General features: G+C 72.1%; 23 protein-coding genes. 12 read left to right on the plus strand and 11 right to left on the minus strand.

What is annotated here, in order from left to right:
• Positions 1–48: 48 nt before the first annotated feature.
• Positions 49–2469 carry a putative inorganic carbon transporter subunit DabA gene (locus tag GWK16_RS19875; RefSeq protein WP_170055707.1) on the minus strand — a complete coding sequence of 807 codons (2421 nt, stop codon included), beginning with the start codon at positions 2467–2469 and terminating at the stop codon, positions 49–51.
• Between the two features lie 13 nt (positions 2470–2482).
• Complete coding sequence (locus tag GWK16_RS19880) at positions 2483–4021, minus strand: proton-conducting transporter transmembrane domain-containing protein (protein WP_170055708.1); 1539 nt, start codon at positions 4019–4021, stop codon at positions 2483–2485.
• 106 nt (positions 4022–4127) lie between these two features.
• On the opposite strand from GWK16_RS19880, the gene GWK16_RS19885 reads away from it, so the two are divergent.
• Entirely contained in the window at positions 4128–5021 is an 894-nt protein-coding gene (locus GWK16_RS19885; protein WP_170055709.1) for a LysR family transcriptional regulator, read from the plus strand.
• Here GWK16_RS19885 and GWK16_RS19890 read toward each other — a convergent pair.
• The 4 genes from GWK16_RS19890 to GWK16_RS19905 form a co-directional block, all read right to left on the minus strand.
• Positions 5011–6843: an ABC transporter ATP-binding protein/permease gene (locus tag GWK16_RS19890; protein ID WP_170055710.1), complete on the minus strand. Its 1833-nt coding sequence runs from the start codon at positions 6841–6843 to the stop codon at positions 5011–5013. The genes GWK16_RS19885 and GWK16_RS19890 overlap by 11 nt on opposite strands.
• Before the next feature lie 99 nt (positions 6844–6942).
• Positions 6943–7107: a DUF1328 domain-containing protein gene (locus tag GWK16_RS19895; RefSeq protein ID WP_170055711.1), complete on the minus strand. Its 165-nt coding sequence runs from the start codon at positions 7105–7107 to the stop codon at positions 6943–6945.
• Positions 7108–7226: 119 nt separating this feature from the next.
• Positions 7227–7424, minus strand: a complete 198-nt coding sequence (locus tag GWK16_RS19900) for a CsbD family protein (protein ID WP_170055712.1) — start codon at positions 7422–7424, stop codon at positions 7227–7229.
• A gap of 81 nt (positions 7425–7505) precedes the next feature.
• On the minus strand, positions 7506–8225 hold the full coding sequence (locus GWK16_RS19905) for a response regulator (RefSeq protein WP_170055713.1): 720 nt from the start codon (positions 8223–8225) through the stop codon (positions 7506–7508).
• A gap of 89 nt (positions 8226–8314) precedes the next feature.
• Here GWK16_RS19905 and GWK16_RS19910 point away from each other — a divergent pair, with 89 nt between their 5' ends.
• From GWK16_RS19910 to GWK16_RS25795, 4 genes are all read left to right on the plus strand, one after another.
• Entirely contained in the window at positions 8315–8806 is a 492-nt protein-coding gene (locus GWK16_RS19910; protein WP_170055714.1) for a sigma-70 family RNA polymerase sigma factor, read from the plus strand.
• Between the two features lie 145 nt (positions 8807–8951).
• Positions 8952–9602: a sigma-70 family RNA polymerase sigma factor gene (locus GWK16_RS19915; RefSeq protein WP_248291508.1), complete on the plus strand. Its 651-nt coding sequence runs from the start codon at positions 8952–8954 to the stop codon at positions 9600–9602.
• 28 nt (positions 9603–9630) lie between these two features.
• Positions 9631–9789 carry a NepR family anti-sigma factor gene (locus GWK16_RS19920; RefSeq protein WP_456306762.1) on the plus strand — a complete coding sequence of 53 codons (159 nt, stop codon included), beginning with the start codon at positions 9631–9633 and terminating at the stop codon, positions 9787–9789.
• Entirely contained in the window at positions 9786–11528 is a 1743-nt protein-coding gene (locus GWK16_RS25795) for a histidine kinase dimerization/phosphoacceptor domain -containing protein (protein ID WP_170055716.1), read from the plus strand. The genes GWK16_RS19920 and GWK16_RS25795 overlap by 4 nt, the downstream gene beginning before the upstream one ends.
• 17 nt (positions 11529–11545) lie before the next feature.
• Here the strand turns inward: GWK16_RS25795 and GWK16_RS19930 are convergent, their stop codons facing one another.
• Positions 11546–13273 (minus strand): AI-2E family transporter, encoded by a 1728-nt coding sequence (locus GWK16_RS19930; protein ID WP_170055717.1) that lies wholly within the window; start codon positions 13271–13273, stop codon positions 11546–11548.
• Between the two features lie 150 nt (positions 13274–13423).
• Here GWK16_RS19930 and GWK16_RS19935 point away from each other — a divergent pair, with 150 nt between their 5' ends.
• Entirely contained in the window at positions 13424–13693 is a 270-nt protein-coding gene (locus GWK16_RS19935; protein ID WP_170055718.1) for a glycine zipper domain-containing protein, read from the plus strand.
• Between the two features lie 2 nt (positions 13694–13695).
• Positions 13696–14106: a hypothetical protein gene (locus GWK16_RS19940; RefSeq protein ID WP_170055719.1), complete on the plus strand. Its 411-nt coding sequence runs from the start codon at positions 13696–13698 to the stop codon at positions 14104–14106.
• Between the two features lie 62 nt (positions 14107–14168).
• Here GWK16_RS19940 and GWK16_RS19945 read toward each other — a convergent pair whose 3' ends face one another.
• The 3 genes from GWK16_RS19945 to GWK16_RS19955 form a co-directional block, all read right to left on the minus strand.
• Complete coding sequence (locus GWK16_RS19945) at positions 14169–14336, minus strand: hypothetical protein (protein ID WP_170055720.1); 168 nt, start codon at positions 14334–14336, stop codon at positions 14169–14171.
• A 93-nt stretch (positions 14337–14429) separates the two neighbouring features.
• Complete coding sequence (locus GWK16_RS19950; RefSeq protein WP_211187590.1) at positions 14430–16013, minus strand: DHA2 family efflux MFS transporter permease subunit; 1584 nt, start codon at positions 16011–16013, stop codon at positions 14430–14432.
• Complete coding sequence (locus GWK16_RS19955; RefSeq protein WP_170055721.1) at positions 16006–17151, minus strand: HlyD family secretion protein; 1146 nt, start codon at positions 17149–17151, stop codon at positions 16006–16008. Before GWK16_RS19955 ends, GWK16_RS19950 begins: the two co-directional genes overlap by 8 nt.
• Before the next feature lie 175 nt (positions 17152–17326).
• On the opposite strand from GWK16_RS19955, the gene hisD reads away from it, so the two are divergent.
• Together hisD and GWK16_RS19965 are read left to right on the plus strand one after the other, a co-directional pair.
• Entirely contained in the window at positions 17327–18634 is a 1308-nt protein-coding gene (gene hisD / locus GWK16_RS19960) for a histidinol dehydrogenase (RefSeq protein WP_170055722.1), read from the plus strand.
• 3 nt (positions 18635–18637) lie between these two features.
• Positions 18638–19402, plus strand: coding sequence for an SDR family NAD(P)-dependent oxidoreductase (locus GWK16_RS19965; RefSeq protein WP_170055723.1), 765 nt, complete (start codon positions 18638–18640; stop codon positions 19400–19402).
• Between the two features lie 149 nt (positions 19403–19551).
• On the opposite strand, the gene GWK16_RS19970 is transcribed toward GWK16_RS19965, so the two are convergent.
• Positions 19552–20331 carry an SDR family NAD(P)-dependent oxidoreductase gene (locus GWK16_RS19970; protein ID WP_170055724.1) on the minus strand — a complete coding sequence of 260 codons (780 nt, stop codon included), beginning with the start codon at positions 20329–20331 and terminating at the stop codon, positions 19552–19554.
• A gap of 127 nt (positions 20332–20458) precedes the next feature.
• Here GWK16_RS19970 and GWK16_RS19975 point away from each other — a divergent pair, with 127 nt between their 5' ends.
• The 3 genes from GWK16_RS19975 (at position 20459) to glgB (ending at position 26079) form a co-directional block, all read left to right on the plus strand.
• Entirely contained in the window at positions 20459–21322 is an 864-nt protein-coding gene (locus GWK16_RS19975; protein ID WP_170055725.1) for an isocitrate lyase/PEP mutase family protein, read from the plus strand.
• 144 nt (positions 21323–21466) lie between these two features.
• Positions 21467–23875, plus strand: a complete 2409-nt coding sequence (locus tag GWK16_RS19980; RefSeq protein WP_456306763.1) for a glycogen/starch/alpha-glucan phosphorylase — start codon at positions 21467–21469, stop codon at positions 23873–23875.
• Positions 23872–26079, plus strand: a complete 2208-nt coding sequence (glgB, locus tag GWK16_RS19985) for a 1,4-alpha-glucan branching protein GlgB (RefSeq protein ID WP_170055726.1) — start codon at positions 23872–23874, stop codon at positions 26077–26079. Before GWK16_RS19980 ends, glgB begins: the two co-directional genes overlap by 4 nt.
• Positions 26080–26103: the final 24 nt, after the last annotated feature.

Raw genomic sequence — 26103 nt, forward strand, 5'->3', positions numbered from 1 at the left:
ATCGAATGCCCCCATCGCAACCATAGAGGGAATTCCTGGGATGTGACTTCACCTTATGCGGCGGAGCTGCTCGGATCCCTCCCTGGCCTCGGCAACGGCCGCGTCGACGCTCCATGCATCCGGACCGCGGCGGTGCGCGACCGTACCATCCGGCCCCAGCGCGACCAGATGCAGCCACCCGTTGTCGAACAGCGCCTGCACCGCCGGGTGCCGCCCCAGGATGTCGTCGACGGCCTCGCGCGGCGCCGCCACCACGACGCACAGCCGCAAGGGCTCATGGACCAGGTTCTCGCCGTCATGCACCGACTGCCAGGGCAGGCCGGTGCGCAGCGCGCCGCCATTGCCTTCCAGGACGCCGATGCCGCCGGTGACGTTGTGCAGCAGCTTGTTGCCGCCGCCGAAGGCCTCGGGTGCGACGACCGACCCATAGTATTGCAGGCTGATCCAGCTCGCGACGACGACAGGCGCGGTCAGGATCAGCTCGAGCACGCGGAACCCCTCATCCGCCCGCCAGTCGTAGTCGTGCAGGAAGGCCCGCCCGCCGAGGTCGCGCCCCGCGGTCATGGCGCGCGGCGCGGCGATGAAGGCGCGGCAGCCGGCGAGGCCCCATTCGGGCCGCGTCTCCGCCCAGTCGCGCCCGTGCCGGGCAACGGCCTTCCCGGTCGCGGCCCGCGGCAGCCGCAGCGCCCGTTCCGCCCGCGCCAGCGCCGCCGCGCGCGCGAGCCAGGCCCGCGCCTGCCGCAGCGGCGCCTGGTGCGCGGCGGACGCATGGTCGCCGGCGAAGACCGCGACCTCGTCGCTCGTCGTGTCGTGCAGCCCGGCGACGAAAAGCGTGTCCTCCGGAATGACGATGCCCTTCGCCGCGAGCCCCTGCCGCACCTCGGCCTCGTTCAGCAGCGCGGCGAGCAGCCTTGCGCTGACATCGCCCTGGTACCCGCCGCAGGCGCCGCATTGCAGCGCGCTCGCATGCGGATTGTTCGTCACCCGCGCGCCGTGGCCGACCAGCAGCACGAGCGGCGCGAAACCCTCCGTCAGCGACATGGCGCGCAGCACCGCCTCGGCGGTCGCGACCCGCGTCGCCGCGGGCAGCGCGCCGTCGAAGCGCGGCGCCGGCATGGCCTTCGCCGCGCGGCGAAGGCCGAAGGACTCCCGCAGCAGCGTCCAGCCATGCAGCAGCCCCGCGGATTCCACGAAGGCGAAGGAGGACACCGCCGCCTGGCTGAACCGCCCCCAGGCACGCTTCGCCCGCGCCGTGATGCGCGCGCGCTCCGCGCCCTTGTCGCCCGGCACCGCGTCGCAGCTCATCAGGCCCGGGCGCAGCAGCACCGGCAGCCGGTTCTCGACCACGTCCGAGGCGAAGGGCCGGTGCGCCACCGGCAGGCCGAAGAAGCCCGCGAAGCCCTGGGTGCGGATGCCGGGGTCGAGGGATTCCAGCGCCCGGCGCAGCACCTCGGACCGCACGTCGATGCAGAAGGCCGCCTGCAGGGCGGGACGCGCCGGCGCGGCCACGACGGGCGCCGTCCCGACCGCGGCGAGCACCTCCCGCTGCGCCGAATGGTCCGCCGCCGCCTGGAGAATAGCGTCGATCGCGTCCTCCGCGGTCGGCAGCACGGGCTCGGCATGGGCGGCGAGCACCTCCCGCCACCGCGCCTCGATCGCCGGCGTGTGGCGGGCATAGAGCGCCTCCTCCCAGACCAGCCGCACGGCCAGCAGCCCGGCCAGCGTGCCATCGGTCCCGCCGGCGAGTTCCGCCTCGAAGCCGCGCTGCCTGGCGAGCTGCGCCCAGCCGCCCAGCGTCATCAGCAGCCGGTGCAGCAGCGTCCCCAGCGCCGCCTCCGGCACGCCCAGCGCATCGAGCGCGCGGCCGGTCGCGGCCTCGGCCGCCTGCGGGGCCGCGGCGACATGGGCGCAGAAGCCGGACAGGCCGAGGATCTCAGGCGTCAGGTCGCGCAGCGCCGTCGCCCGCCAGGAGGCATAGAGCGAACCGCGATCCTGCATCGGCCACAGCGCCTGGCCGGCATCGAACCAGCCCCCGGCGAAGGCGCCGAGCCGCTCGGCGATGATGCCGGGCCAGTCGGTGCCGGTCGCCTCCGCGACAAGGTCGGCGACGGTGGGCAGCGCGACGGGCGGGGCGACGGGCGCGGTCAGCGCCTCGCGCAGCGCGGCGATGTCGGCCGGGCGGTGCGCGTCCGGCGCGGCGGCGAGTGCGGCGGCGAGGTCCGCCTCGGTGATCGCGCCGGAGGCGATGCGCCCGGCATACCAGGCCCGCGGCATGGTGGCGCGCAGCCCGCCGACGCGCCGCAGCCGCGCCGCGGTCGTGGCGAGGTCCTCCTCCGCCTGGCCGAGGAAGGGGTTGACCGCGACCGTGGCGGCCAGCGGCCAGGCCGGCGGGATGGCGCGCTCGGCCTGCATCAGCGCGGCGGCGAGCGCCGGCACGGCGGGGGCGGCCTGGTGGGTGTCGAAGGGCATCATCGGCCTCCTCTCAGGCGGCGTTGCGCAGCGACCAGCCCCGCAGGAGCCGGTCGGTCAGGGCGTTGACGTAGAGGCCGTTGGCCAGGTGCACGCGCAGGCCGGCAGCGGCCGGGTGCTGCGCCCAGAGCGGGAAGGTCGCCTGCGCGAAGGCCGTCAGCCCGAAGCCGAGCACCGCGAGCACGATCAGCACCCATTCGAGCGCGCCGGGCGTGGGCGCGGGCGGCAGGATGCCGGCGGTCAGCGCCTCGGCCGCGCGCTGCAGGGCGAAGTAGCCCACCGCCGCCGCAGCCGCGGCGATCGAGGTGCGCAGCGCGAGCGGCCCCGGCGCCGCATCGGCGAAGCCCTGGGCGAGCAGGTATGCGACGCCGAGCACCAGGATGGCGCCGAGCGCGATCGCCTGCGGCGACTTGCCGTCGAAGCCGAAGGCGGCGCCGATCAGCGCATAGAGCGCGAGCGCCGCGAGGAAGGCCCGCCCGACCGCGCGCCCGCCGGGCACCGCGACCGGCCCGGGGCGCGGGATCGCCGCGACCTTCGCCACCGCCCCGCCCGCCGCGAGGAAGGCATGCGCCTTGTAGAGCGAGTGGGCGAGGATGTGCAGCAGCGCGAGCGGGAACAGCGCGAGCCCGCATTGCAGGATCATGAAGCCCATCTGCGCTATGGTGGACCAGGCGAGCGCCGTCTTGACCGCCGGCTGCGTCAGCATCACCAGCCCCGCGAACAGCGCGGTGAAGCCGCCGATCATCGCGAGCGCGGCGAGCACGCCGGGTGCGGCCAGCATCACGTCGGCGAAGCGGATCAGCAGGAAGCCGCCGGCATTGATCAGCCCGGCATGGAGCAGGGCGGAGACCGGCGTCGGCGTCTCCATCACCTCGGTTAGCCAGCCATGGGTCGGGAACTGCGCCGACTTCAGCAGCGCGGCGATGGCGAGCAGCGCGGCCGCGCCGGCCGCCGCGACGGGGGCCTGGCCGGCCCGCGCACCCTCGAGGATCGCGCCGATATCAGCGGTGCCGAAGCCGAGGCCGAGCAGCAGCGCCGCCGCGGCGAGCGCGACATCGCCGGTCCGCGCGAAGATCGCCTTCTTGCGCGCCGCCCGCCGGGCCGCCGGCCGGTCGGGATAGAACAGGAGCAGCCGTTGCAGCCCGAGCCCCGCGCCGATCCAGGCCAGGACGAGCAGCACCATGTTGCCCGCCTGCACCAGCAGCAACGCGGCGGCGAGCGTCAGGCAGAGCCAGCCGGTGAAGGCGCCCTGCCGCGCCTCCCCGTCGAGGTAGGTCGCCGCGTAGCGCACCACCACCCAGCCGACGAAGGCGACCAGCAGCAGCATCGCCGTCGAGACCGCGTCGATGCGCGCCAGGCCCAGCGGCGCGCCGCCCGGCCCGGCGAGGAGCAGGACGCCGAGGCTCGCCACCGCCACGCCCAGCGCGGCGAGGGCGGCGAGGCCGGCGAGACGCAGGCTCGCGGCCGGCCGCAGGCCGGGGCCGCGGAGGGCGACCAGCGCCGCGGCGGCCAGCGCCAGCGGGGCGAGGAGGGGCAGGAGATGGCTCGGCATCGGCGTCGGGCGCTCCGTCGGGCTTGGGATGGGCGCCGGATAGCAATCGTCGATATTGCAAGAAATGACATTGTTTCTATCGTATCGTTCACATGAACAGAACGATATGCCCGAGCTGAACTACCATCACCTGCGCTACTTCCACGCCGTCGCGCATGAGGGGAACCTCACCCGCGCCGCGGCGCGGCTGAACCTCGCGCCCTCGGCGCTGTCGGCGCAGATCCGCGCGCTCGAGGACCGCCTGGGTCAGCCGCTGTTCGAGCGCAGCGGCCGGCGGTTGGTGCTGACGGAGGCCGGGCGCATCGCGCTCGCCCATGCGGATGCGATCTTCGCGGCGGGGGAGGAACTGGTCGCGACCCTGCAGGAGACGCGCCGGGCCCAGCGCATCCTGCGCGTCGGTGCGCTCGCGACGCTGTCGCGCAACTTCCAGCTGGCCTTCCTGCGTCCCGTGCTGGGCCGGCCGGATGTCGAGGTGATCCTGCGCTCGGGCGGCATGGCGGAGTTGCTGCGCGCGCTCGCCGACCACGAGCTCGACGCCGTGCTGACCAGCGAGGCACCGGCCACCGGCGGCTTCGTCGCGCATCGGCTGGCCGAGGAACCCGTCAGCCTGGTCGGCCGCCCCGCGCTGCTGGCCGGGCGCGCGAGCCTCGCCGAGCGTCTCGCCGCCGCGCCGCTGATCCTGCCGACCCCGGACAGCGGCTTGCGCGCGGGCTTCGAGGCGCTGCGCGAGCGGCTCGGCGTCACGCTGCTGATCGCGGCGGAGGTGGACGACATGGCGATGATGCGCCTGCTCGCGCGCGAAGGCGTGGGCCTCGCGGTGCTGCCGCCGATCGTCGTGCGCGACGAGCTCGCCTCGGGTGAGCTGCTGGAAGCCGAGCGCCTGCCGGGCCTGGTGCAGCCGTTCCACGCCGTCACCGTCACGCGGCGCTTCCCCAACCCGCTGCTGGCCGAGCTGCTGCGCCGCGAGTCCGTGCCGCGCCCGACCGCTCTCAGCCTGTGACCGGCGCCACCTTGCGCCGCCGGCGCTCCAGCGCCCGCGCGCTCACCGCCCGCGGGGGCAGGCGCTGGAAGCGGGCGCCCTCCGCGCTCTTCACCAGCGTCAGGCTGCGACTGTGGAAGGCTTCGAGCCCGGGGCGATGCCCGATCGATATCATCGCCGCCTCCGGCAGCGCCTCGACGATCAGGTTCATCATGGCGTCCTGGTTCGCCTCGTCCAGCGCGGAGGTCGCCTCGTCCATGAAGATCCATCGCGGCCGATGCAGCAGCAGCCGGGCGAAGGCGAGGCGCTGCTGCTCGCCGAGCGAGAGCACGCGGTCCCAGCGTTCCTCTTCGTCCAGCCGCTCCGCCAGGGCGTCGAGGCCGACCTGCCCGAGCGCTTCCTGCAACTGCGTGGGCTCGAACTCGTCGACGGGGCGGGGGTAGCAGAGCACGCCCGCGAGCGTGCCGAGCGGGAGGTAGGGTCGCTGCGGCAGGAAGGCCATGGCGGCGCGCGGCGGCGTCACGATGCGTCCGCCGCCCCACGGCCACAGGCCGCCGATGGCCCGGAACAGCGTCGATTTGCCGGTGCCGGACTCGCCCTTGATGAGGACGCGCTCCCCGGGCGCGACGACAGCGGAGGCGCCGGCGATGACCGTGGTGCCGTCGGCGAAGGCGATTTCGAGCGCATCGAGCACCAGGCTTTCGTCGGCGCCTTCCTGGGCTTCCTCGATGGTGATCGTCGGCTGCGCGGGATCGGCTGCGACGGCGTCGAGGTCATCCAGTGCATCCTGGAATGCGACCAGCCGCGACACCGCGCCCCGCCATTCGGCGATGCGCGGGAAGCTGTCGACGAACCAGTTCAGCGCCGCCTGCACCTGGCCGAAGGCCGCGCCCACCTGCATCAGCACGCCGAGCGACATCGCCCCCGCGAAATAGGCCGGCGCCGCCACCACGGTGGGGAACACCATGGCGAGCGTGCCATAGGCGCTGGTGAGCCACATCAGGTTGCGCTGGCTGCGCATCAGGGCGTGCATCGCATCCCGCACCCGGCCGAACAGCAGTCCCAGGCCTCGCCGCTCGTCGGGCTCGCCGCGGATCAGGGCGATGCTCTCGCCGCTTTCGCGCGCCCGCGTCAGGCCGAAGCGGTAATCGGCCTCGGCCGTGGTGCGGCGGACGTTGATGCCCACCATCGGCCGTCCGACCAGCCAGGTCGCGGCGGAACCGAGTGCCGCATAGAGCACCGCCGCCCAGACCATGTAGCCCGGGACCTCCACGGCATGCCCCGCGAGGGTGAAGGCGAGCGGCCCCGACAGCGACCACAGGATGCCCACGAAGGCGATGAGCGTGCTGACGGAAATCAGCAATCCGACGCTGAACTCGATGGCGAGCTCGGTCGCGACCCGCGCATCCTCGGCGATGCGCTGGTCCGGGTTGTCGGCTTCGGCGGCGCCGGCCTCGAGCTGGTAGTGCCGCGCCTCGCGCATCCAGGCGCCGGTGAGCCGTTCGGTGAGCCATTCGCGCCAGCCGAGCTGCAGCAGCTGCTTGAGGTAGAGCTGATAGACCGCAGCCGCCATCGACGCCGCGGCGAGCGCCAGGAAGACGAGCATCTGCGTGCGGAAGGCCGCCGCGTCGCGGTGCTCCAGCGCGTTGAAGAAGTCGCGGTTCCAGGTGTTGAAGCGGATCTGGATTCCGACCTGCACCAGCGTGAGCAGCACGACCCCGAAGAGCAGGGGCCGCGCATAGCCACGGTCCGGCGCCGTCAGCCAGGCGCGCCCCCATCGTGCAAAGCCCCGCAGGTCCGGGGTGGACGGCCGCGGGGCAGGGGTGACGTCGGTCTGGGTCATGGCGCTCGGCACCGTGGTGGCGGGCGCCGTGGCGCCGGCCCCGCCGGGATGGGGGGTGGATCGGTCGGGACCGGCGCCTGCCGGAGCGGTGCGGGCCGGTCAGCCCGCGAAGCCGCGTCCGACAACGAGCGAGACGAGGAACAGCACCAGGAAGATGACGAACAGCACCTTGGCGATCCCGCTCGCCGTCGAGGCGATTCCGCCGAAACCGAGGACGCCCGCGACCAGCGCGACGACCAGGAAGATCAGGGTCCAGTAAAGCATCGGGGTCCTCCGTTTCTCCGTGCCTCATCAACGCGGACCGGGCGGAAGGGTTGCCTGCAAAGCAAAGCGCCGCCGGGGTTTCCCCCGGCGGCGCCCGACGCCGTCGCGGCGTCACTGCGTCAGAGCGTGCCTTCCCAGCTGCGCACCTGCTCCTCGGCCCGTTCCTTGGCGATGCCGTAGCGTTCCTGGATGCGGCCGACGAGCTGGTCGCGCTTGCCTTCGATGACGTCCATGTCGTCGTCGGTCAGCTTGCCCCACTGCTCCTTCACCTTGCCGGTCAGCTGCTTCCAGTTGCCGGCGATGCGGTCGCTGTTCATGGCGATCTCCTTCCGATGATGCGGGCGCCGGGATGGCGCCGCCTCCGGATGGGGAACGCCCGCTCGCGTCCGGAGTTGCCCTCAGAGGCCCGGCGCCCGGCCGGGATGCACGGCCTGGTAGACGGCGATCGCGAGGGCGAGCGGCTCGAAGGGCTTGCTCACGACGAAGGCCGGCTCCACGCCTTCCGCGGTCAGCAGGCGCTCCGGATAGGCGGTGACGAAGATGACCGGCACCTCCATCCCGCTCTGGATGCGCGCGACCGCCGCACTGCCGTCCCCGCCGCGCCCGAGGTTGATGTCGGCGAGGATGAGTCCCGGGCGAAGCTGGGTCGCCTTGCGGACGGCATCGGCTTCCGTCGCCGCGACGCCGACGACCTTGTGACCGCAGGCTTCGACCAGGCGTCGCAGGTCCAGCGCGATGATCGGCTCGTCCTCGATCACCAGGATCTCGGTCGATGCGACGCCGCGCAGCGCGTCGCGGCCATTCTGCAATTCGGCGGCGGCCTGTTCGGCGGTCAGGTCGAGCACGGCGGCCGCATCCTCGACCGCCAGGTCCTCGAGCGCGGTCAGCAGCAGCATGTGGCGCTGCGGCGTGGCCAGCCCGGTTTCGTCCGGCCTCGACGGTGCGGCGCGCGCGACGGCGGCGTAGAGCGCGAGGCGCGGGGGCAGGGAGGGGAGCGGCGCGCGGAGCGCGGCGGCCACCAGCGCGTCGCCGCGGTCCCGGTCGCCGGTCGCCGCGCGGGCGAACCGGCGCGCATACGGCAATGCACGGAGCAACTCTGCCTGCGGGGCTGCGTTCATCTTGGCACCTGTTCTGCGAAGTCCATTATGCGGTCCATGGAAATGCCATGTCGGGTGCGGGGCCGGCCAGCCGGTTGCGGGGCGGCGCCATGACGCCCGGCGGGGCGGAGTTCCGGGCCGCGCTTGCGGCGCTGACACCCCAGTTGCGTGGCTTCGCCCGTTTCCTGGCGCGGGACGCAACGCGAGCCGACGATCTCGTGCAGGAAGCGCTGCTGCGGGCGCTGGAACACGCGGACTCCTGGCAGGAAGGGACGGAGCTGCGGGCCTGGATCTTCCGGATCCTGCGGAATGCGTTCCTGGACGAGGAACGCCGGCGGGGCAGCGAGCGCCGAAGCCTGGCCGCCATGCCGGAACCAAGCATTCCCTTGCCCGCCCAGGCCGCGGCGGCCGATCTGGCGGATCTGGCCCGCGGGCTTTCCGATTTGCCGGCACCGCAGCGCGAGGCCTTGCTCCTGGTGGCTGCCTTGGGGTTCGAGGTGGCGGAGGCCGCGGCCATCACCGGGTCTCCGGCCGGCACGGTGAAGGCACGTCTGTCCCGCGCGCGCGCAACGCTGGCGCGGCGGTTCGACGCGCGGACCTGACGAGCCGGGGCGGGGCGAAAGGGCCTCCATACCGAGCGGAACGAATCCCCCGGACCCTAGTTTCATGCGTTCAACGCATGTCTGTTATGCAGAATTCGCAATCACCGGATTGCAACCGCTCGCAGGCCCCGTCCGTTGTCCGGGCATGATGACGGTCAGCGACAGTGCGGCCCAGCCGGTGGCGAACGCGCCGGTGCAGGGCTTCCACCAGGAGCTGGTGGCGCTCCTCCCGAAATTGCGGGTCCAGGCCCTGTCCCTGACCCGCAATCGGGCGGATGCCGACGACCTCGTTCAGGCGGCCCTCGCGAATGCTCTCGCGGCGCGGGAGAGCTTCGTTCCGGGCACGAACCTCGGCGCCTGGATGTACCGCATCCTGCGCAACCGCTTCATTTCCGACCGCCGCCGGGTGCGGGAGACCGTCGATATCGATGACACGCCGGCCGATGCCTTCGCGCGGCCCGGCGGCCAGGAGGACAACCTCGCGCTGCGTGAACTCCGCGTCGAACTGGCGCGCCTGCCGGCCGATCAGCGGACCGCGCTGCTGATGGTATCGGTCCAAGGCATGTCCTACGAGGAAGTCGCCGAGGCGATGGGTTGCGCCGTCGGCACCGCGAAGTGCCGCGTCTTCCGTGCCCGCCGGACCCTCGAGGCCCGCCTGATGGGCGAGGGGCCGGCCACCGCGCCGCGCGCCGCGCGCCGTTCCGGCGCTAGCGCCGCCGCCGCCGCGCCGCGTAACATGCGCGGAGTGGAGGACGGGCGGCTGGCCGCCGTCGCGGAACATGATGGATTCATCTGACGAGGAGAAGCGGGCGGTGCCGCAGGGCATCCGCACGCGTCGGACACGGGAGCCCAAATCCTCCGTGTCCGACGCGGCTTTCGACATCTGGTTGCGGCGCGGCCTGCACCGGATGTTCGACGACGTGGCCCGTGAGCCCATTCCTCCCGAGTTGCTCCGCCTGATCGAGGAGGACCGCAAGAAGTGACGGGCGGCGCCGAACCGGCGCCATCGCGCCCGCACGCTGTCTTCAGCGGGGTCCGGGGCCGTCTCCTGGCACTGGCGACGGCGGCCACGATACCGATCGCCGGCATCGCCGGCAGCAATGCCTGGACGGCCTACCAGTCGGCGCTCGCCCAGGGACCGCGGAATGCGATGATCCTGCGGGAAGTCGCGGTCGCACGCCACGGCGCCGCCGTGGAAACGCTGCGGGAGATCGTCACCGGCCTGGCCCTGCGCGGCCACCTCCTCGACATGTCGCCCGAGGCTTGTGACGCTCAGCTCGCCCGCCTGCGCGGCCTGACACCCGAACGCTACTCGAATTTCTGGGTCCTGGACCCGGATGGTCGGCTTGTCTGCAGCGGCCTGCCTGCTCCCCGCGGGGAGAGCTACGCGCACCTCGACTACGTCCCCGCGGTCCGGCGCAGCCATGCCTTCGAGTTCGGCGAGTTCACCATCGGTATGCTGTCGCAGCGGGCCGTGTTACCTGGCGTCGCCCCCATTCTCGGCCCCGACGACACCCTCCGCGGAATGGTGGGGGGCAGCCTGTTCCTCGGCTTCTTCCTGCGCTCGGACCGCGGCACGCAGGTCGCGGGCGACCGCAGCGTCTGGCTGATCGACCAGGATGGGTCGGTGCTGCCCTTCGGTTCGGCGGTCGCCGGCGCCTTGCCACCCCCGGACATCCTGGCCCGGATCGGCCGCAACGGAGAGGAGGAGGTCCGGGGCCGCGCGCGGGACGGCACCGACCACGCCTGGTCGGCACAGGAACTCGAGCCCGGCCTGCGCCTGTTGGTCGGACTGCCGGTCCAGGCCGAGGTGGCAGCCGCCCAGGCCGCGCTCCTGCGGCGGTTGCTCGAACTCGGACTGTTCCTCACCGGCTGTCTCGCCGCCATCGTGTTCGGCGTCGAGATCGCCGTGTCCCGGCCGCTGCGCCGGCTCGCCGCGCGCGTGCGGGGCTGGGCCCCGGGCAGTCCGCTGGCCCGCGACCCCAAGGCCGCGGGCCCGAAGGAGGTCCGCGATCTCGATCGGGCCCTGGCCGCCGCCGCCGCCGCGCTCACCGAGCGCGAGGAAGCCCTGACCGGCGCGCTGCGTCAGCGCGACCTGCTGATGGCCGAGATCCATCATCGGGTGAAGAACAACCTGCAGATCGTCGCCTCCCTGCTGAACCTCCAGGCCGGCCGGCTGCGCAGCGCGGCCGCCCAGGCCGAGTTCGCGGTGGCGCGCGACCGGGTGCAGGCCCTCGCGACGCTGCATCGCCACCTCTATCTCCACCAATCCTTCGAACGGATCTCGCTCCGGCCGTTCCTCGAGGAATTGTCGCGGCAACTCGGCGACGCCCTCGGCACCGGCCCGGACAGCGGCATCGCGATCCGGATCGCGGCGGAGGACATCGAGCTCAGCTCCGACCAGGCGATCTCGCTCGCCCTGCTGATCACCGAATCGGTCAGCAACGCGATGCGGTACGCGTTTCCCGATGGGCTCGGCGGCACGATCGACATCTCCCTGGCGGTGGATGGCGAAGAGGCGCTGCTGGTGATCAGCGACGACGGCGTCGGCCTCGGCGGGGCCGAACCGAACGGCGATGGCCTCGGCCTGCAGCTGATCGAGGGCTTCGCCGCGCATCTCGGCGGCAGCGCCGAGATCGCGGGGGAGCACGGCACCCGCATCGCCGTGCGCTTCCCCATCCATCACCGCAGCGTCGAAGACACCCTCCGCGGCGCTGCCTGAGGTCGCCGCCGGCCCGCTCACGCCGGGGCCGGCATGCCTTCGGGCAGGGCAGGGGTGTCGGACGCGACCTGGCGCCGCGGACGTTCCAGCCGGGTCGCGATGGCCTCGACGCTCCGCAGCACGCTTCCCGGCCTGGCGGCGGCGAGCTGTTGCGCGGCCGGTTCCTCGGGCGCGAAGCCGGCGACCGTCGCCGTGTCGCGGGCGGCATGCGCCAGCACCCGGCGCAGCCGCGCGGCCGACACCGGCAGCGACGCACAGGCGATCGCCAGATCGGCCGGTTCCCCGGGCGCGGCGAGACGCCAGCCGGCTTCGGTAGCAAGGCCGGTGACGAGGCCCGCCAGTGCACGGTCAGCCGCGCCCGCGACCGGCAGGACGCGGATCGCCGGGGCGGTGGCGTCGGGCAAGGGGTCCTCCGCCAGCCCCGTTGCGAGGGCCGCGAGGCCATCCCCGATGCGGTTCGCCGCCGCGGGCCCGACCGCCCCGGCGGCCCGGTCCGCCGCCAGGGCGAGGGCCGCGGGCAACACGAGTTCGCGCAGGGCCGCGGCGGTCCCCGCCTCCTCCTGCCGCGCCTCGGCGATCTGCTGCGCCCCTTCCGGATCGGCGGCGAGGAAGCGCTGGTAGAATCGCAGCGGCGCGGGCAGCGCCTCCCCATTGCCGAGGAGGATCTCGAGGAAGCCGAGGGCGGGCACGTGGCGCCCGAGGATGGCGAGGCATGCCGTGATCGGCGGCGCCAGGAGCAGCCCGATCGGGCCCCACAGCACCGTCCACACCGCCGAGGAGACCAGCAGCGCCAGCGGCGAGATGCCGGTCGAGCGTCCATAGATCAGCGGCTCGAGCACATGGGTCACGATGCCGTCCACCACGGCGAAGACCAGGAGCACGAGGAGGGGCTCGGTCCAGCCCTCGCCGGTGACGAAGGCGGCGACGAGCGGCATCGCCACGGCGATCCAGGCCCCGAGGAAGGGGATGAAGCGCAGCATGAAGCCGAGGACGCCCCACAGCGGCGCGTTGGGCACGCCGATGAGTGCCAGGCCGGCGCCCATGCCGAGGCCGAACACGGCGTTCAGCAGCATCTGCATCAGGAGGTAGCGCCCGACGCGATCGGTCGCATCCGCCATGGCGCGCGTCGTCCGATGCAGGTCGTTGAGCCCGGCGAGACGCAGGAAGCGGTCCCGCACGTCCTCGCGCTGGATCAGCAGATAGGCCATCAGCAGCAGGGCGATCGCGAGCGAGGAGACGGGCCCCGCGAGCATGGATGCGAGGCCGAGCAGCGCTCCGAGGTTGCTCGGTCCGCTCGCGCCGACGGGTGCGACATTGACCGTTTCGGGGACGCTGCCGGTGCCGCCCAGCTCCTCGGCGAGACGCCGCAGCGTGCGCATGGCGCGATCGAGCGCGCCGGAGCCCTCGGACAGGGCGTGCAGCTTGCGGACGAGGTTGGCTTCCCAGTTCGGCAGATCCGCCGCCAGGTTCAGCATCTGCGAGGTGACGAGCAAGGCGCCCGCCCCGATCACCCCGAGGGCGACGACCAGCAACAGCAGCACGGCGAGCGGTCGCGGCAGGCCCAGCCGCTGCAGCAGCCGCGCGGGCGGGACCAGGACGACCGACAGCAGGAGCGCGAGGGCCATCGGGATGAAGACGTCGCGTCCCAGGTGCAGCACCGCCAGGACCATCAGCGCGGCAATCAGCCAGAGCGGGCCGGCGGTGCCACGGCCTTCGCGCTGTGGTGTCTCGATCTCAGCGGGCACGGCCGCCTCCCATCCGTTCACGCAAAGGGGAACGCGCCGGCCCCGGCGCCGGTTGCGAGGCGATGAAACTCGGGCGGTCGCGCGTCGTTGATGTCGCAAGGGCGCCGGTGGGTGAGCCCCATCGTCCCGATCCGCGAAGGAGATCCATTCATGCGTGCGAAGGTGCAGACCAACGAGACCCCGACCCTGACCGAGGCCGCCGCCGCGGAGCTTGCCGGCCTGCGGGAGCGGGTCGATGCGCTGGTGCGCGAGCACCTGACGCCCGCGATCGACGGCGCCGGGGAGCGGGCCGAGGCCGCCCAGGCGGCCCTGCGGGCGCAGGCGGATGGCCTGGCCGAGCGCGTGCGCGAGCAGCCCTTTGTCGCCCTCGGGGCGGCGGCCGTGGTCGGGATCGCCATCGGCGCGCTGATGCGGCGCTGACCATGGGCCCGCTGAGCCTGCTCGGCGTCGCGGCGGAGGCGGAGGGACTGCGCCTCCGCCGCAGCTGCGGCCTCGCGGCGCGCCGGGCCGGCTGGCTCGGCGGCGCGGCGGTGTTCGGCGTGGCGGCGCTCGCTCTGCTCCATATCGCGGCCATCGAGCTGTTGGTGCCGCGGTTCGGGCTGGCGGGTGCCTGCGGCCTCATGGCGCTTGCCGATCTGTTGCTGGCGACCGTGCTTGTCGTCGTTGCGCGGCAATTGCGGGACCCGGTCGCGGAAGAAGCCCTGCTGCTGCGCCGCGCGAGCCTGGCGGCGGCCACGAGCGGCAAGGCTCTCATGTCGGGCGCCTCGGGCGTTGCGCCCGTGGTCGGCGCGATCGCCGGGACGGCGCTGGCGGAGTGGATGCGGCGCCGCTGACATACGGGCGTCGGACAAGCGAAAGGCCCGGGAGCCACCGCCCCGGGCCTTGCTGTCACGGTTCAGATGGCGGCCGGTTCGAGAACCATCGCAGTGCACCACTGCCCGGATGCGTCGCGATAGACGACCCACCAGGGATCGGCCGGGTCCTGGGGGGTGATCGCGAAGCGCGCCAGGCAGCGGCCCCCGGCGGTGCGCACCTGAATCGGGACGGGAAAGACGCGAATCATGCCCGGGGCTCCTCTTTTCGCGGCATCGCAAGGCCAACGTGGCGCAGCGGGCGGGGTTGCAGCCCCTCGCGGCCTTGTGTTTCGCCCCGATCGCTAAGTCGGGCGCCGACGCATGACGGCAACAGGGAGCAGGGCCGCGAGGCAGCCCAGCGCGACCGCGAGGAAGGTGTCGCGGAAGGCGAGCATGCTCGCCTGCTGCAACACCATCTGGCCGAGATAGTCCTGCGCCATCGCCTGGCGGGTCCATTCGTCGACGCCGCCCTCGGACAGCAGGCGTTCGACCTCGCGCAGCACGCTGCGCGTCGCCGCGCGGCCTTCCTGGGTGGCGTTGAGCGCCTGGGCGTGGAACTGGGTGCGGCGTTCGAGCAGGATGGACAGCAGGTTCACCCCGATCGCCCCGCCGAACTGGCGCGCGAAATTGACCGCGCCCGACCCTTGCCCGACCCAGCGGGGCGGCAGGGCGCGCAGCGCCCCGGCGTTCATCGACGGCATGGCGAGGCCGAAGCCGATGCGCCCGATCAGGATCCAGATCGCGAAGGTCCAGAAGGCGGTGTTGGTGTCGACGCCGGTCATCAGCCAGGTCGACAGCGCGAACAGCGTCAGCCCGATGCCGATCGGCAGCCAGGGCGGCAGCCGGTCCGCGAGCCGCCCCGCGATGGGGAAGACCAGCACCATGGCGAGACCGGCGGGCATCAGCAGCAACCCCGCGCGCGTCGGCGTGTAGCCCTGCACCGTCTGCACGAAGAGCGGCGCGAGGTAGGTCGATCCGAACAGCCCCGCGCCATAGACGAGGCCCACCGCCGCCGAGCAGGCGAAGCCACGCACCGCGAACAGGCGCGGGTTGAGCATCGGCGCATCGGTGTGCAGTTCCCACAGCACGAAGCCGATCGCGGCGGCGGCGGCGATCGACAGCTCGATCACGACGCGGTCCGAGGACCAGCCTTCCCGTTGGCCGCTCGACAGGCCCGTGAGCAAGGCCAGCAGCGCAACGACCAGCAGCGCGAAGCCGGGCCCGTCGAAACGCCGCCGCGCACCGGTATCCGCTGGCCCCGGCATGAAGATCAGTCCCAGCACCAGGCCGAGCAGCGCCGCCGGCACGCCGAGGAAGAACACCGACCGCCAGCCGAAATTGTCGACGATCAGCCCGCCCAGCGTCGGTCCGAGCGCCGGGGCCAGCACCACGCCCACGGCATAGAGCCCCATGGCCGAGCCGCGCCGGTCCGCCGGGAAGACCTGGAAGATGATCTGCATGCCGAGCGGCTGGACCATCCCGGCCGAGGCACCCTGCAGCACCCGGCCGGCGATCAGCACGCCTTCGTTCGGCGCCGATCCCGACACGATGGACCCGACGACGAACACCACCAGCGCCGCGGCATAGGTCAGGCGGCAGCCGAAGGTGTCGACCAGCCAGCCGTTCAGCAGCATCGTGCCCGTCACGGCGGCGAGGAAGGCCGTCGCGATCAGCTGCGCATGGTCCTGCCCGATGCCGAAGGCGCCCATCACCTGCGGCAGCGCGACGTTGACGATGGTGGCCGAGAGGATCGTCGCGACGGTGCCGATCATCGCCGCGAAGGTCACCAGCACGCGGTAGGGCGCGCCCCAGCGGGCCTGCAGTTCCTCGATGCCCGGCCCGGCCCAGGCACGCCGCGACGGACCGCCGAGTGCGGCCTCACTCACGCGCGGCGGCCTCGACCTCGACCATCATGCCCGGGCGCAGCAGACCATCCGCGGCGCCGGACGGCAGGGCGATGCGCACCGGCAGGCGCTGGGTGATCTTGGTGAAGTTGCCCGAGGGGTTGGGGCTCGGCAGCAGGGCGAATTCGCTGGTCGCGGCGGCGCCGACGCGCTCGACCGTGCCCTCGAAGGTGCGGCCGGGATAGGCATCGACGCGCAGGCGGACCGTCGCGCCGGGGCGGAAGAAGCGGATCTCCGTCTCCTTCACATTGGCCTCGACGCGCACCCGGGCCGGATCGTGGACCAGCAGCAGGCGCTGGCCGGGGGTCACGTATTCGCCGGGATCGACGAAGATGCGGTCCACCACGCCGTCGAAGGGCATCAGCAGGGTGCGGTCGCGGATCTCGAGCGCGATGCGGTCGCGCTGGGCCGTCAGCTCGCGGATCTGCGGCTCGGTCGCGTCCAGTTGCCGCTGCAGGACAGTCAGTTCCTCGCGGGCCGCGCCGGCATTCGCCAGCTGCGCCTCCACATTGCGGATCTCGGCGGCAACGGCGAGGACGCGCTGAGTCGCGGTCTCCAGTTGCGCGCGCGTCTGCTCGTGGCGCTGGCGCGTGCCGCTGCCGGTGCCCATCAGCTGCACGGCACGGGCGAATTCTCCCTCGGCATAGATGCGCTCGGCCTCGGCGGCGGGGAGCTGCGCGCGGGCGGCCTCGAGCCTGGCGCGCTGGGCGTCCTCCTGGCTGCCGGTCTGGCGGTCGACCATGGCGAGGCGCGCTTCCAGTTCCGCGCGGCGCGCGGCAATGCCGGCGAGGCGCGCTTCCGTCTCGCGCAGGGCGATCTCGGCCTCCCGGCTGTCGAGGCGGAGCAGCACCCCGCCCTGACGGACCGTGTCGCCGGCAATGATGTCGAGCTCGGTGATCCAGCCGGGCAGGCGGCTCGACAGGGTGACCATGTCGGCCGCGATGCGCGCGTCGTCGACGAAGACGGTGGTGAACTGGCGGTGCAGCCAGGTCGTCCCGCCAGCGAGCACGGCGAGGATGGCGGTCAGCGCGACGGCGATGCGAAGGCGGCGCCGCACGGTGCGGCGGGCGGTGATGGCCGGCTGCTCGCGCAGCGGCGTACTAGAGGGGCCGGCGTCCATGCCTCAGCACCGGGCGCGCTGCGCGCTCGCCTGGCGCCCTCGTGCCGCCCCACCATCGGGTCCGATCGGACATGGGACGATGTTAGGCCGCTGCGGGGGGGCCGACCAGGGGCCTGCCGGTTGACAGACGCCCCCCGCCCGCTACGCCTTTGCCGCAACGCAGCAGGAGGACGCCATGGCTCGCCATCTCAAGAAGGGCCGCGACGCGGAAGCCCGCGCCGAAGACGACGCGAAGGTCCGCGCGACGGTCGAGGGAATCCTCGCCGACATCGCGGCGCGCGGCGATGCTGCGGTGCGGGAGATGTCGATCCGGTTCGACAAATGGGACCGCACGGATTTCCGCCTGACCGATGCCGAGATCAAGGACTGCCTGTCGCAGCTCTCGGCGCGCGACCTGGACGACATCCGTTTCGCGCAGGAGCAGGTGCGCAACTTCGCCCAGCACCAGAAGGATGCGCTGCGCGACATCGAGGTCGAGACGCTGCCGGGCGTGGTGCTCGGCCACAGGAACATCCCGGTGAACTCGGTCGGCTGCTACGTGCCGGGTGGCAAGTATCCGCTGCTGGCGTCCGCGCACATGTCGGTGGTCACGGCGAAGGTCGCGGGCTGCAAGCGGATCGTGACCTGCGCGCCGCCCTTCGAGGGCAAGCCCGCGCCGGCGATCGTCGCCGCGCAGCACCTGGCCGGCGCGGACGTGATCTATTGCCTCGGCGGCATCCAGGCAGTGGGCGCGATGGCGCTCGGCACGCAGACCATCGATCCGGTCGACATGCTGGTCGGCCCCGGCAATGCCTTCGTGGCGGAGGCCAAGCGGCAGTTGTTCGGCCGCGTGGGCATCGACCTGTTCGCCGGTCCGACCGAGACGCTGGTGATCGCCGACGAGACGGTGGATGGCGAGCTCTGCGCCACGGACCTGCTCGGCCAGGCCGAGCACGGCCCGAACTCGCCCGCGATCCTGCTGACCAATTCCGAGAAGCTGGCGCGGGAGACGATGGCCGAGGTCGAGCGCCTGCTGACCATCCTGCCGACCGCCGGCATCGCCCGGAAGGCCTGGGAGGACTACGGCGAGGTCATCGTCTGCGACAGCGAGGAGGAGATGGTGCGCGAGGCCGACCGCATCGCCTCGGAGCACGTGCAGGTCATGACGCGCGACCCGGACTACTTCCTCGCGAACATGACCAATTACGGCGCGCTGTTCCTCGGGCCGCGCACCAATGTCTCCTACGGCGACAAGGTGATCGGCACCAACCACACCCTGCCGACGAAGAAGGCCGCGCGCTACACGGGCGGGCTCTGGGTCGGGAAGTTCCTCAAGACCGTCACCTACCAGCGCGTCCTGACGGACGAGGCGGCGACGATGATCGGCGAATACTGCTCGCGCCTCTGCATGCTCGAGGGCTTCGCGGGCCATGCGGAGCAGGCGAATATCCGCGTCCGGCGCTATGGCGGGCGCAACATCCCCTACGCGACCGCGGCGGATTGAGCGATGGACCTGCCGAGGACGCCGTCCTTCCGCCTGGACGGCAAGCGGGCGCTGGTCTCGGGCGCGGGGCGCGGCATCGGGCTCGCCGCGGCCGCGGCGCTGGCGGATGCGGGGGCGCATGTGACGCTGCTCTCCCGCACCGCGCGCGAGATCGAGGCGGCTGCCGAGGCGATCCGCGCCCGCGGCGGCGCGGCTGACACGCTGGTGCTCGACGTACTGGATGCGGAGGCCGCCGCGCGCGCCATCGCCGCCACCGACCCCTTCGAGGTTCTGGTGAACAACGCCGGCACCAACCGGCCGAAGCCCTTCGCCGACGTCACGCATGACGATTTCGACGCAGTGATGGACCTCAACGTCCGTGCGGCGTTCTTCCTCGGCCAGGCGGTCGCGAAGCGGCTGCTGGCGGCGGGGCGCGGCGGGTCGATCATCAACGTCTCGTCCCAGATGGGCCATGTCGGTGCGGCGAACCGCACCATCTACTGCGCCTCGAAATGGGCGATCGAGGGGCTGACCAAGGCGATGGCGGTGGAGCTCGCACCGCAGGGCATCCGCGTGAACACCCTCGGACCGACCTTCATCGAAACGCCGCTGACCAGGCCCTTCTTCGAGGACGCCGCCTTCAAGGCGAGCGTGCTGACCAAGATCAAGCTCGGCCGCATCGGCCAGGTCGAGGACCTGATGGGCGCGATCCTGTTCCTCGCCTCCGACGCCTCGGCGCTGATGACGGGTGCCGCGCTGGTGGTGGACGGGGGCTGGACGGCGGACTGAATCGCCAGGCCGGCCTCGACGAAGGTCTGAACGTTCGGGATGGCGGACGAACGCTCCGATGTCGCGAGCCTCGACCACGCGGTCGCGGCCATCGACAAGGGGCCGCTCTTGCCGGAGCCGATCGCGACGATCGCCGCGATCCAGGCCGGCTAGAGGTTCCGCCGCTCCGCCCGCAGCGTCGGCAGGCCGATTCCGGTCGCGTCGAAGCCGCCATCGACCGCGATGACCTGGCCGGTGAGGTAGGAGGCGCGGTCGGAGCAGAGGAAGAAGATCGCCTCGGCGAGCTCCGTCTCGAGCCCATAGCGGTTGAGCGGGATGGTGTCGTGATAGTCGCGGCGAATCTCGGGCGTATGCACCGCCTTCGCCATCGCCGTGTCGACCGGGCCCGGCGCCACCGCATTCACGCGAATGCCGAGCGCGGCGAGTTCCACCGCCTGCTGCTTCGTCAGATGCGCGAGCCCCGCCTTGGACGTTCCGTAGGCGACGCGCAGCGTGGAGGCGCGCAGGCCGGAGATGGACGTGATGTTCACCACAGCCCCGCCGCCGGTCTCGGCCATGATCGGCGCCGCCGCCTGGGTCGCGAGGAAGGGCCCCGTCAGGTTCACCGCCAGCACGCGCGCCCATTCCTCGGGCGTGGTGTCCAGGATCGGCTTGAACACGGCGGTGCCGGCGTTGTTCACCAATGCATCGAGCCTGCCGAAATGCGCCGCCGCGCGCCGTACCGCGGCCTGCACGCCGGCCACGTCGGCGACGTCGCAATGCAGCGCCAGCGTCTCCTCCGGCCGCGCCAGTTCCGCCATGGCGTGGCCGAGCAGCTCGCCGTCGATGTCGAGCAGCGCGACACGCCAGCCTTCGGCCAGGAAGCGCCGCGTGGCGGCGAGGCCGATGCCGCGGCCGGATCCGGTGACGAGCGCGACCTTGCCGCTCATGGCGTGAGTCCTCCGTGTCTTGTCGCGCATGCTTCCATGGTGCTGCCGACCTGCCCAGCCCTGGGGGTTCGCGCGGGGCCCGTGTCATGCTCGGATGCGGTCGCGAACCGAACTGAGGAAACGCCCGATGACCGCCCCCGACCGCATGCGCGCCCTGCTGGCGCGGCCCGACTTCGTCGCCATGCCCGCCGTCTGGGACGGGCTGACGGCCAGGATGACGGCCGCCGCCGGCTTCCAGACCGCCTTCCTCTCGGGGTCCTGCGTGGCGGCGAGCCGGCTCGGCGGGCCGGACCTCGATCTCGTGACCTTCGCGGAGATGTTCGACAGCTTCAACATGGTGCATGGCGCCGCGCCGGACCTGCTGGTGCTGGCCGATGGCGACCATGGCTACGGCAATCCGATGAACGTGCAGCGCACCGTCCGCGCCTATGGCCGTGCCGGCGCCGCAGCGATCCTCATCGAGGACAAGATCACCCCGCGCGCCCTGACCGCCGCCGGCAAGCCCTGCCTGCCGCGGGAGGAAGCGCGCATGAAGGTCCGCGCCGCGGTCGAGGCGGCGAAGGAATCCGGCATCCTCGTGCTCGCACGGACCGATTGCCGCCCGACCGCCGGCATCGACGAGGCCGTGGCCCGCATCGAGATGTTCGTCGAGGAAGGGGCGGACATCCTCTTCCTCGACAGCCCCGCCGATGACGAGGAGATCCGCCGGGCCGTCGCCGCGGCCAAGGGGCGGCCGTCCTTCGCGGTGCTCTCGCCCGGCGCGCCGCGGGCCACGCCGGACCGCAAGCGTGCGGCGGAACTGGGCTTCAAGATCGGTACCTATCCGACCGGATTGCTCTCCCCGGTCGCGGCGGGCATCAAGGCGGGCCTCGCGGCGCTGAACGCCGGTGAGGCGGAAGCGTCCATGGCCCTTCCGCCGCCGGAACTGCGCACGCTGCTGGGCTACGGGGACTACGACGCGCAGGCGAAGCGCTTCATCCCGAAGGGTTGACCGATCGAGGCCGGCGAGAGTCTCGCCGGCCTTTTCTCGCATCTGCACAACCTGGTCTGGTATCAGGAAGGATCGACCGTCCGGAGATCAGCCCTGAACACCTCCGCCGCTGCCGCCATCCCCGCCACCGCCGAGGTCTCGGCGCTGCGCGACCTGATCCTGCGCAAGCTGACCTATACCCTCGGCAAGACGGCCTCGGAGGCGCACGACCGCGACTGGTTCATGGCGACCGCGCTGGCCGTGCGCGACCATGTGGTCGACCGCTTCCTGGCGCAGATGCGCGACCGCCCGGCCGCTTCGGGCAAGACGGTCTATTACCTGTCGCTGGAATTCCTCATCGGGCGCTTGCTGCGCGAGAACATCTCCAACCTCGGCCTCACCGAGGACCTGCGCGCCGCACTCGCCGAGCTGGGGGTCACGCTGGACCAGGCGCGGCTCGCGGAACCCGACGCGGCGCTCGGCAACGGTGGCCTTGGCCGGCTCGCGGCCTGCTTCCTCGAGAGCATGTCGAGCCTCGGCATCCCGGCCTTCGGCTACGGCATCCGCTACGATCACGGCTTGTTCCGCCAGATCATCCGCGACGGCTGGCAGCAGGAGTACCCCGAGGACTGGCTCACCTTCGGCAACCCCTGGGAATTCGCCCGACCCGAGATCCGCCACCGCATCGGCTTCGGCGGCGAGGTCGCGACCGAGAACGGCCATGAGGGCGAACCCCGCCATCACTGGCATCCCGGCGAGACGGTCGACGCCGTCGCCTACGACACGCCGGTGGTCGGCTGGCGCGGGAAACAGGTGAACCATCTGCGCCTGTGGCGTGCCCGCGCGCCGGACCCGATGCGGCTCGATGCCTTCAACCGCGGCGACCACCTCGGCGCGCTGGCCGGGCAGGTGCGCGCGGAGGCGATCTCCAAGGTCCTCTATCCCTCGGACGACAGCCCGGCGGGACAGGAACTCAGGCTGCGCCAGGAATACTTCTTCACCTCGGCCGCGCTGCAGGACCTGCTGCGACGGCATCTGCGCGCGGAAGCGACGGTGGCGAACCTCGCGGATCACGTCGCGATCCAGCTGAACGACACGCATCCCGCGATCGCCGTCGCGGAACTGATGCGCCTGCTGGTCGACGAGCACGAGCTGCCCTGGGAGGAGGCCTGGCGCATCACCTGCGCTGCCACCTCCTACACCAACCACACCTTGCTGCCCGAAGCGCTCGAGACCTGGCCGGTGCCGCTGATGGAGCGGCTGCTGCCGCGCCACATGCAGATCATCTACCGCATCAACGCCGAGCACCTCGACGCCGTGCGCGCGGGCCATCCGGGCGACGACCGGCTGCTCGCCTCGGTCTCGCTGATCGGGGAGGATCACGGGCGGCGCGTGCGCATGGGGCAGCTCGCCTTCGTGGGCTCGCACAAGGTCAACGGCGTCTCGGCCCTGCACACCGGCCTGATGCGTCAGACGGTGTTCCGCGACCTGAACGGCCTGTTTCCCGGCCGGATCGTGAACAAGACCAACGGCATTTCCTTCCGCCGTTGGATGATGCAGTGCAATCCGGGGCTGACGGCGCTGCTGGTCGACGTGATCGGGCCGCGCGTGCTGGATCAGCCCGGGGCACTGGTCGAACTCCGCGCGCTCGCCGACGACGCTGCCTTCCAGGGGCGGTTCGCCGCGGTGAAGCGGGCGAACAAGGAAGCGCTCGCGCTGCGCATCCGCGAACAGATCGGCGTCAAGGTCGATCCCGGCGCGCTGTTCGACGTGCAGATCAAGCGCATCCACGAATACAAGCGGCAGCTGCTGAACGTGCTGCAGACGGTCGCACTCTACGAGGCGATGCGGGCCGAGCCGATGCGCGACTGGACGCCGGTGGTGAAGGTGTTCTCCGGCAAGGCGGCGCCGGGCTATCATCGCGCCAAGCTGATCATCAAGCTCGCCTGCGACGTCGCACGGGTGGTCAACCGCGATCCGTCGGTGCGCGGGCTGCTGAAGGTCGCCTTCCTGCCGAACTACAACGTCTCCGCCGCGGAGGTGATCGTGCCGGCGGCCGATCTGTCGGAGCAGATCTCCACCGCGGGGATGGAGGCGTCCGGCACCGGCAACATGAAGCTGGCGCTGAACGGCGCGCTGACCATCGGCACGCTGGACGGCGCGACAGTCGAGATGGCCGAGCATATCGGACGCGAGCATCTGTTTCTCTTCGGTCTCTCGGCCGCCGAAGTGGCCGAGAAGCGCGCCAATGGCTGGCGCGGCGGGACGGCGATCGCGGCCTCGGACTGCCTTGGGGAAGTCCTGGACGCGATCGGCGGCGGGGTCTTCTCGCCGGACGACCACGGCCGCTACCGCCCGCTGGTGGACAGCCTGACGGCCGAGGACTGGTTCATGGTGGCCGCCGATTTCGACTCCTACCTCGCGGCGCAGACGCGCGCGGCGCAGCTCTATCGCGATCCGCAGGCCTGGCGGCGGGAGGCGGTGCTGAACACGGCGGGAATGGGCTGGTTCTCCTCGGACCGTTCCATCGCGGAATACGCGTCCGACATCTGGGGCGTTCCTGTCGCGCCATGACCCACTGGCACGCGGAGGAGGAAGCCGTCGCCGCGATCCTCGCCGCGCGCCATGAGGATCCCTTCGCGCTGCTCGGGCCGCATGAGGTGGCCGGCGGCGTCGTCATCCGTGCCTTCGTTCCGGGAGCCGACACGCTCGCCGCAATGGTGGGCGACGAATCCTGGCCGTTCGAGCGCCGCTCCGAGGCCGGTTTCTTCGAAGCGTTTCATCCGGGCGCCGCGCGGCCGCGCGGCTATCGGCTGCGGGCGACGCGCGGCGACGATGCCTGGACCTTCCTCGACCCCTACGCCTTCGGCCCCACGCTCGGGCCGCTGGACGACCACCTCCTGGTCGAGGGCACCCATGCGCGACTCTTCGCCCGGCTCGGCGCGCACCCCTGCCTCCACGAAGGCGCGGCAGGCGTGCGCTTCGCCGTCTGGGCGCCGGGGGCCCGGCGCGTCTCGGTCGTCGGCGACTTCAACGCCTGGGACGGGCGACGCCACCCGATGCGCAAGCGTGTCGATTCCGGCTTGTGGGAGATCTTCCTCCCCGGCCTCGCGGAAGGCGCGTGCTACAAATACGAGATCCTCGGCCGCGACGGCGCGATCGTTCCGCTGAAGGCGGATCCTTTCGGCTTCGCGGCGGAGCTGCGTCCGGCGACTGCTTCGGTCGTCGCGCGCACCGACCGCCATGCCTGGGCCGACGCCGCCTGGATGGCGCGACGCGCGACGGGCGATGCGCGCCGCGCGCCAATGACGATCTACGAGGTCCATGCGGGGTCCTGGCGCCGCCATCCCGACGGCCGCTTCTACAGCTGGGACGAGCTCGCGGACGCGCTGATCCCCTATGTCGCCGATCTCGGCTTCACCCATCTCGAGCTGATGCCGGTCAGCGAGCACCCGCTCGATGCCTCCTGGGGCTACCAGCCGATCGGCCTCTATGCCGTCACGGCGCGGCACGGGCCGCCCGAGGGCCTGGCGCGCCTGATCGACCGCGCCCATGCGGCGGGGATCGGCGTCATCCTCGACTGGGTTCCGGCGCATTTCCCGCTCGACGCGCCGGGTCTCGCGCGCTTCGACGGCGGGCCGCTTTATGAGCATCCGGACCCGCGGCGCGGCTTCCTGCCCGGCTGGGGCACGGCGGTCTTTGACTTCGGCCGCAAGGAAGTCGCGGCTTTCCTCGCGGCGAACGCCCTGTTCTGGCTGAACCGCTACCACGCCGACGGGCTGCGCGTGGATGCCGTGTCGTCGATGCTTTACCTCGACTACGACCGCCCGGCGGATGGCTGGACACCGAATGAGGACGGCAGCAACGTCAACCGCGAGGCCGTCGCCTTCCTCCAGCACGTCAACGCCCTGATCGCGCAGGAGGCGCCGGGCGCGCTGACCTGCGCCGAGGAAGCCTCCGCCTGGCCCGGGATCACGGCGCCGCCGGGCGGCACCGGCCTCGGTTTCCGCTTCAAGTGGAACATGGGCTGGATGAACGACACGCTGCGCTACGTGGCGCAGGATCCGATCCATCGCCGCTGGCACCACGGTCTCGTCACCTTCGGCCTGATGTATGCTTGGAACGAGGCCTTCATCCTGCCGCTCAGCCATGACGAGGTGGTGCACGGCAAGGGCACGCTGCTCGGCCGGCTGCCGGGCGACGACTGGCAGCGCTTCGCGACGCTGCGCTGCTACTACGCCTTCATGTGGGGACATCCGGGCAAGAAGCTGCTGTTCATGGGGCAGGAGTTCGGCCCGTGGCGCGAATGGTCCGAGGAGCGTGAATGCGACTGGTGGCTGCTGCAGCACGCGCCGCATCGCGGCCTCCAGGACCTGGTGCGCCATCTTAACCGACTGCATCGCGACCACCCCGCGCTGCATGCACGCGACTGTGAACCTGACGGTTTCCGCTGGATCGAGGCGGATGACGCGGCGAACTCCGTCTTCTCCTGGCTGCGCTTCGATGGCGCGGGAGGGCCGCCCGTCGCGGTTGTGAGCAACTTCACGCCGCTGCCGCGTCCGGGCTACCGGATCGGCCTGCCCGCCGCGGGCCGTTGGCGTGTCCTGCTGAACACCGATGCCGCAGCCTTGGGCGGCAGCGGCGCCGGGGCACTTGGCGACGTCACCGCCACGGCCGAGCCGATGCACGGCTTTCCTGCCTCGGCTGCCATCGACCTGCCGCCGCTCGGCGCTCTTTACCTCGAAGCGGTTTCCTGGACGGCGCCCGAGGATGCATGATGCCGGCAACACACGAAGGGGGTT

It is taken from the genome of Neoroseomonas marina (assembly GCF_012927745.1).
In the GTDB taxonomy this organism is placed as follows: domain Bacteria; phylum Pseudomonadota; class Alphaproteobacteria; order Acetobacterales; family Acetobacteraceae; genus Neoroseomonas; species Neoroseomonas marina.

Coding starts and splice junctions, on each gene's coding strand:
- GWK16_RS19880 (WP_170055708.1), bottom strand. CDS start 4,021: ATGCCGAGCCATCTCCTGCCCCTCCTCGCCCCGCTGGCGCTGGCCGCC.
- GWK16_RS19895 (WP_170055711.1), bottom strand. CDS start 7,107: ATGCTTTACTGGACCCTGATCTTCCTGGTCGTCGCGCTGGTCGCGGGC.
- GWK16_RS19975 (WP_170055725.1), top strand. CDS start 20,459: ATGACCGCCCCCGACCGCATGCGCGCCCTGCTGGCGCGGCCCGACTTC.
- GWK16_RS19965 (WP_170055723.1), top strand. CDS start 18,638: ATGGACCTGCCGAGGACGCCGTCCTTCCGCCTGGACGGCAAGCGGGCG.
- GWK16_RS19955 (WP_170055721.1), bottom strand. CDS start 17,151: ATGGACGCCGGCCCCTCTAGTACGCCGCTGCGCGAGCAGCCGGCCATC.
- GWK16_RS19900 (WP_170055712.1), bottom strand. CDS start 7,424: ATGAACAGCGACCGCATCGCCGGCAACTGGAAGCAGCTGACCGGCAAG.
- GWK16_RS19885 (WP_170055709.1), top strand. CDS start 4,128: ATGCCCGAGCTGAACTACCATCACCTGCGCTACTTCCACGCCGTCGCG.
- glgB (WP_170055726.1), top strand. CDS start 23,872: ATGACCCACTGGCACGCGGAGGAGGAAGCCGTCGCCGCGATCCTCGCC.
- hisD (WP_170055722.1), top strand. CDS start 17,327: ATGGCTCGCCATCTCAAGAAGGGCCGCGACGCGGAAGCCCGCGCCGAA.
- GWK16_RS19910 (WP_170055714.1), top strand. CDS start 8,315: ATGACGCCCGGCGGGGCGGAGTTCCGGGCCGCGCTTGCGGCGCTGACA.
- GWK16_RS19905 (WP_170055713.1), bottom strand. CDS start 8,225: ATGAACGCAGCCCCGCAGGCAGAGTTGCTCCGTGCATTGCCGTATGCG.
- GWK16_RS19945 (WP_170055720.1), bottom strand. CDS start 14,336: ATGATTCGCGTCTTTCCCGTCCCGATTCAGGTGCGCACCGCCGGGGGC.
- GWK16_RS19890 (WP_170055710.1), bottom strand. CDS start 6,843: ATGACCCAGACCGACGTCACCCCTGCCCCGCGGCCGTCCACCCCGGAC.
- GWK16_RS19970 (WP_170055724.1), bottom strand. CDS start 20,331: ATGAGCGGCAAGGTCGCGCTCGTCACCGGATCCGGCCGCGGCATCGGC.
- GWK16_RS19940 (WP_170055719.1), top strand. CDS start 13,696: ATGGGCCCGCTGAGCCTGCTCGGCGTCGCGGCGGAGGCGGAGGGACTG.
- GWK16_RS19915 (WP_248291508.1), top strand. CDS start 8,952: ATGATGACGGTCAGCGACAGTGCGGCCCAGCCGGTGGCGAACGCGCCG.
- GWK16_RS19875 (WP_170055707.1), bottom strand. CDS start 2,469: ATGCCCTTCGACACCCACCAGGCCGCCCCCGCCGTGCCGGCGCTCGCC.
- GWK16_RS19935 (WP_170055718.1), top strand. CDS start 13,424: ATGCGTGCGAAGGTGCAGACCAACGAGACCCCGACCCTGACCGAGGCC.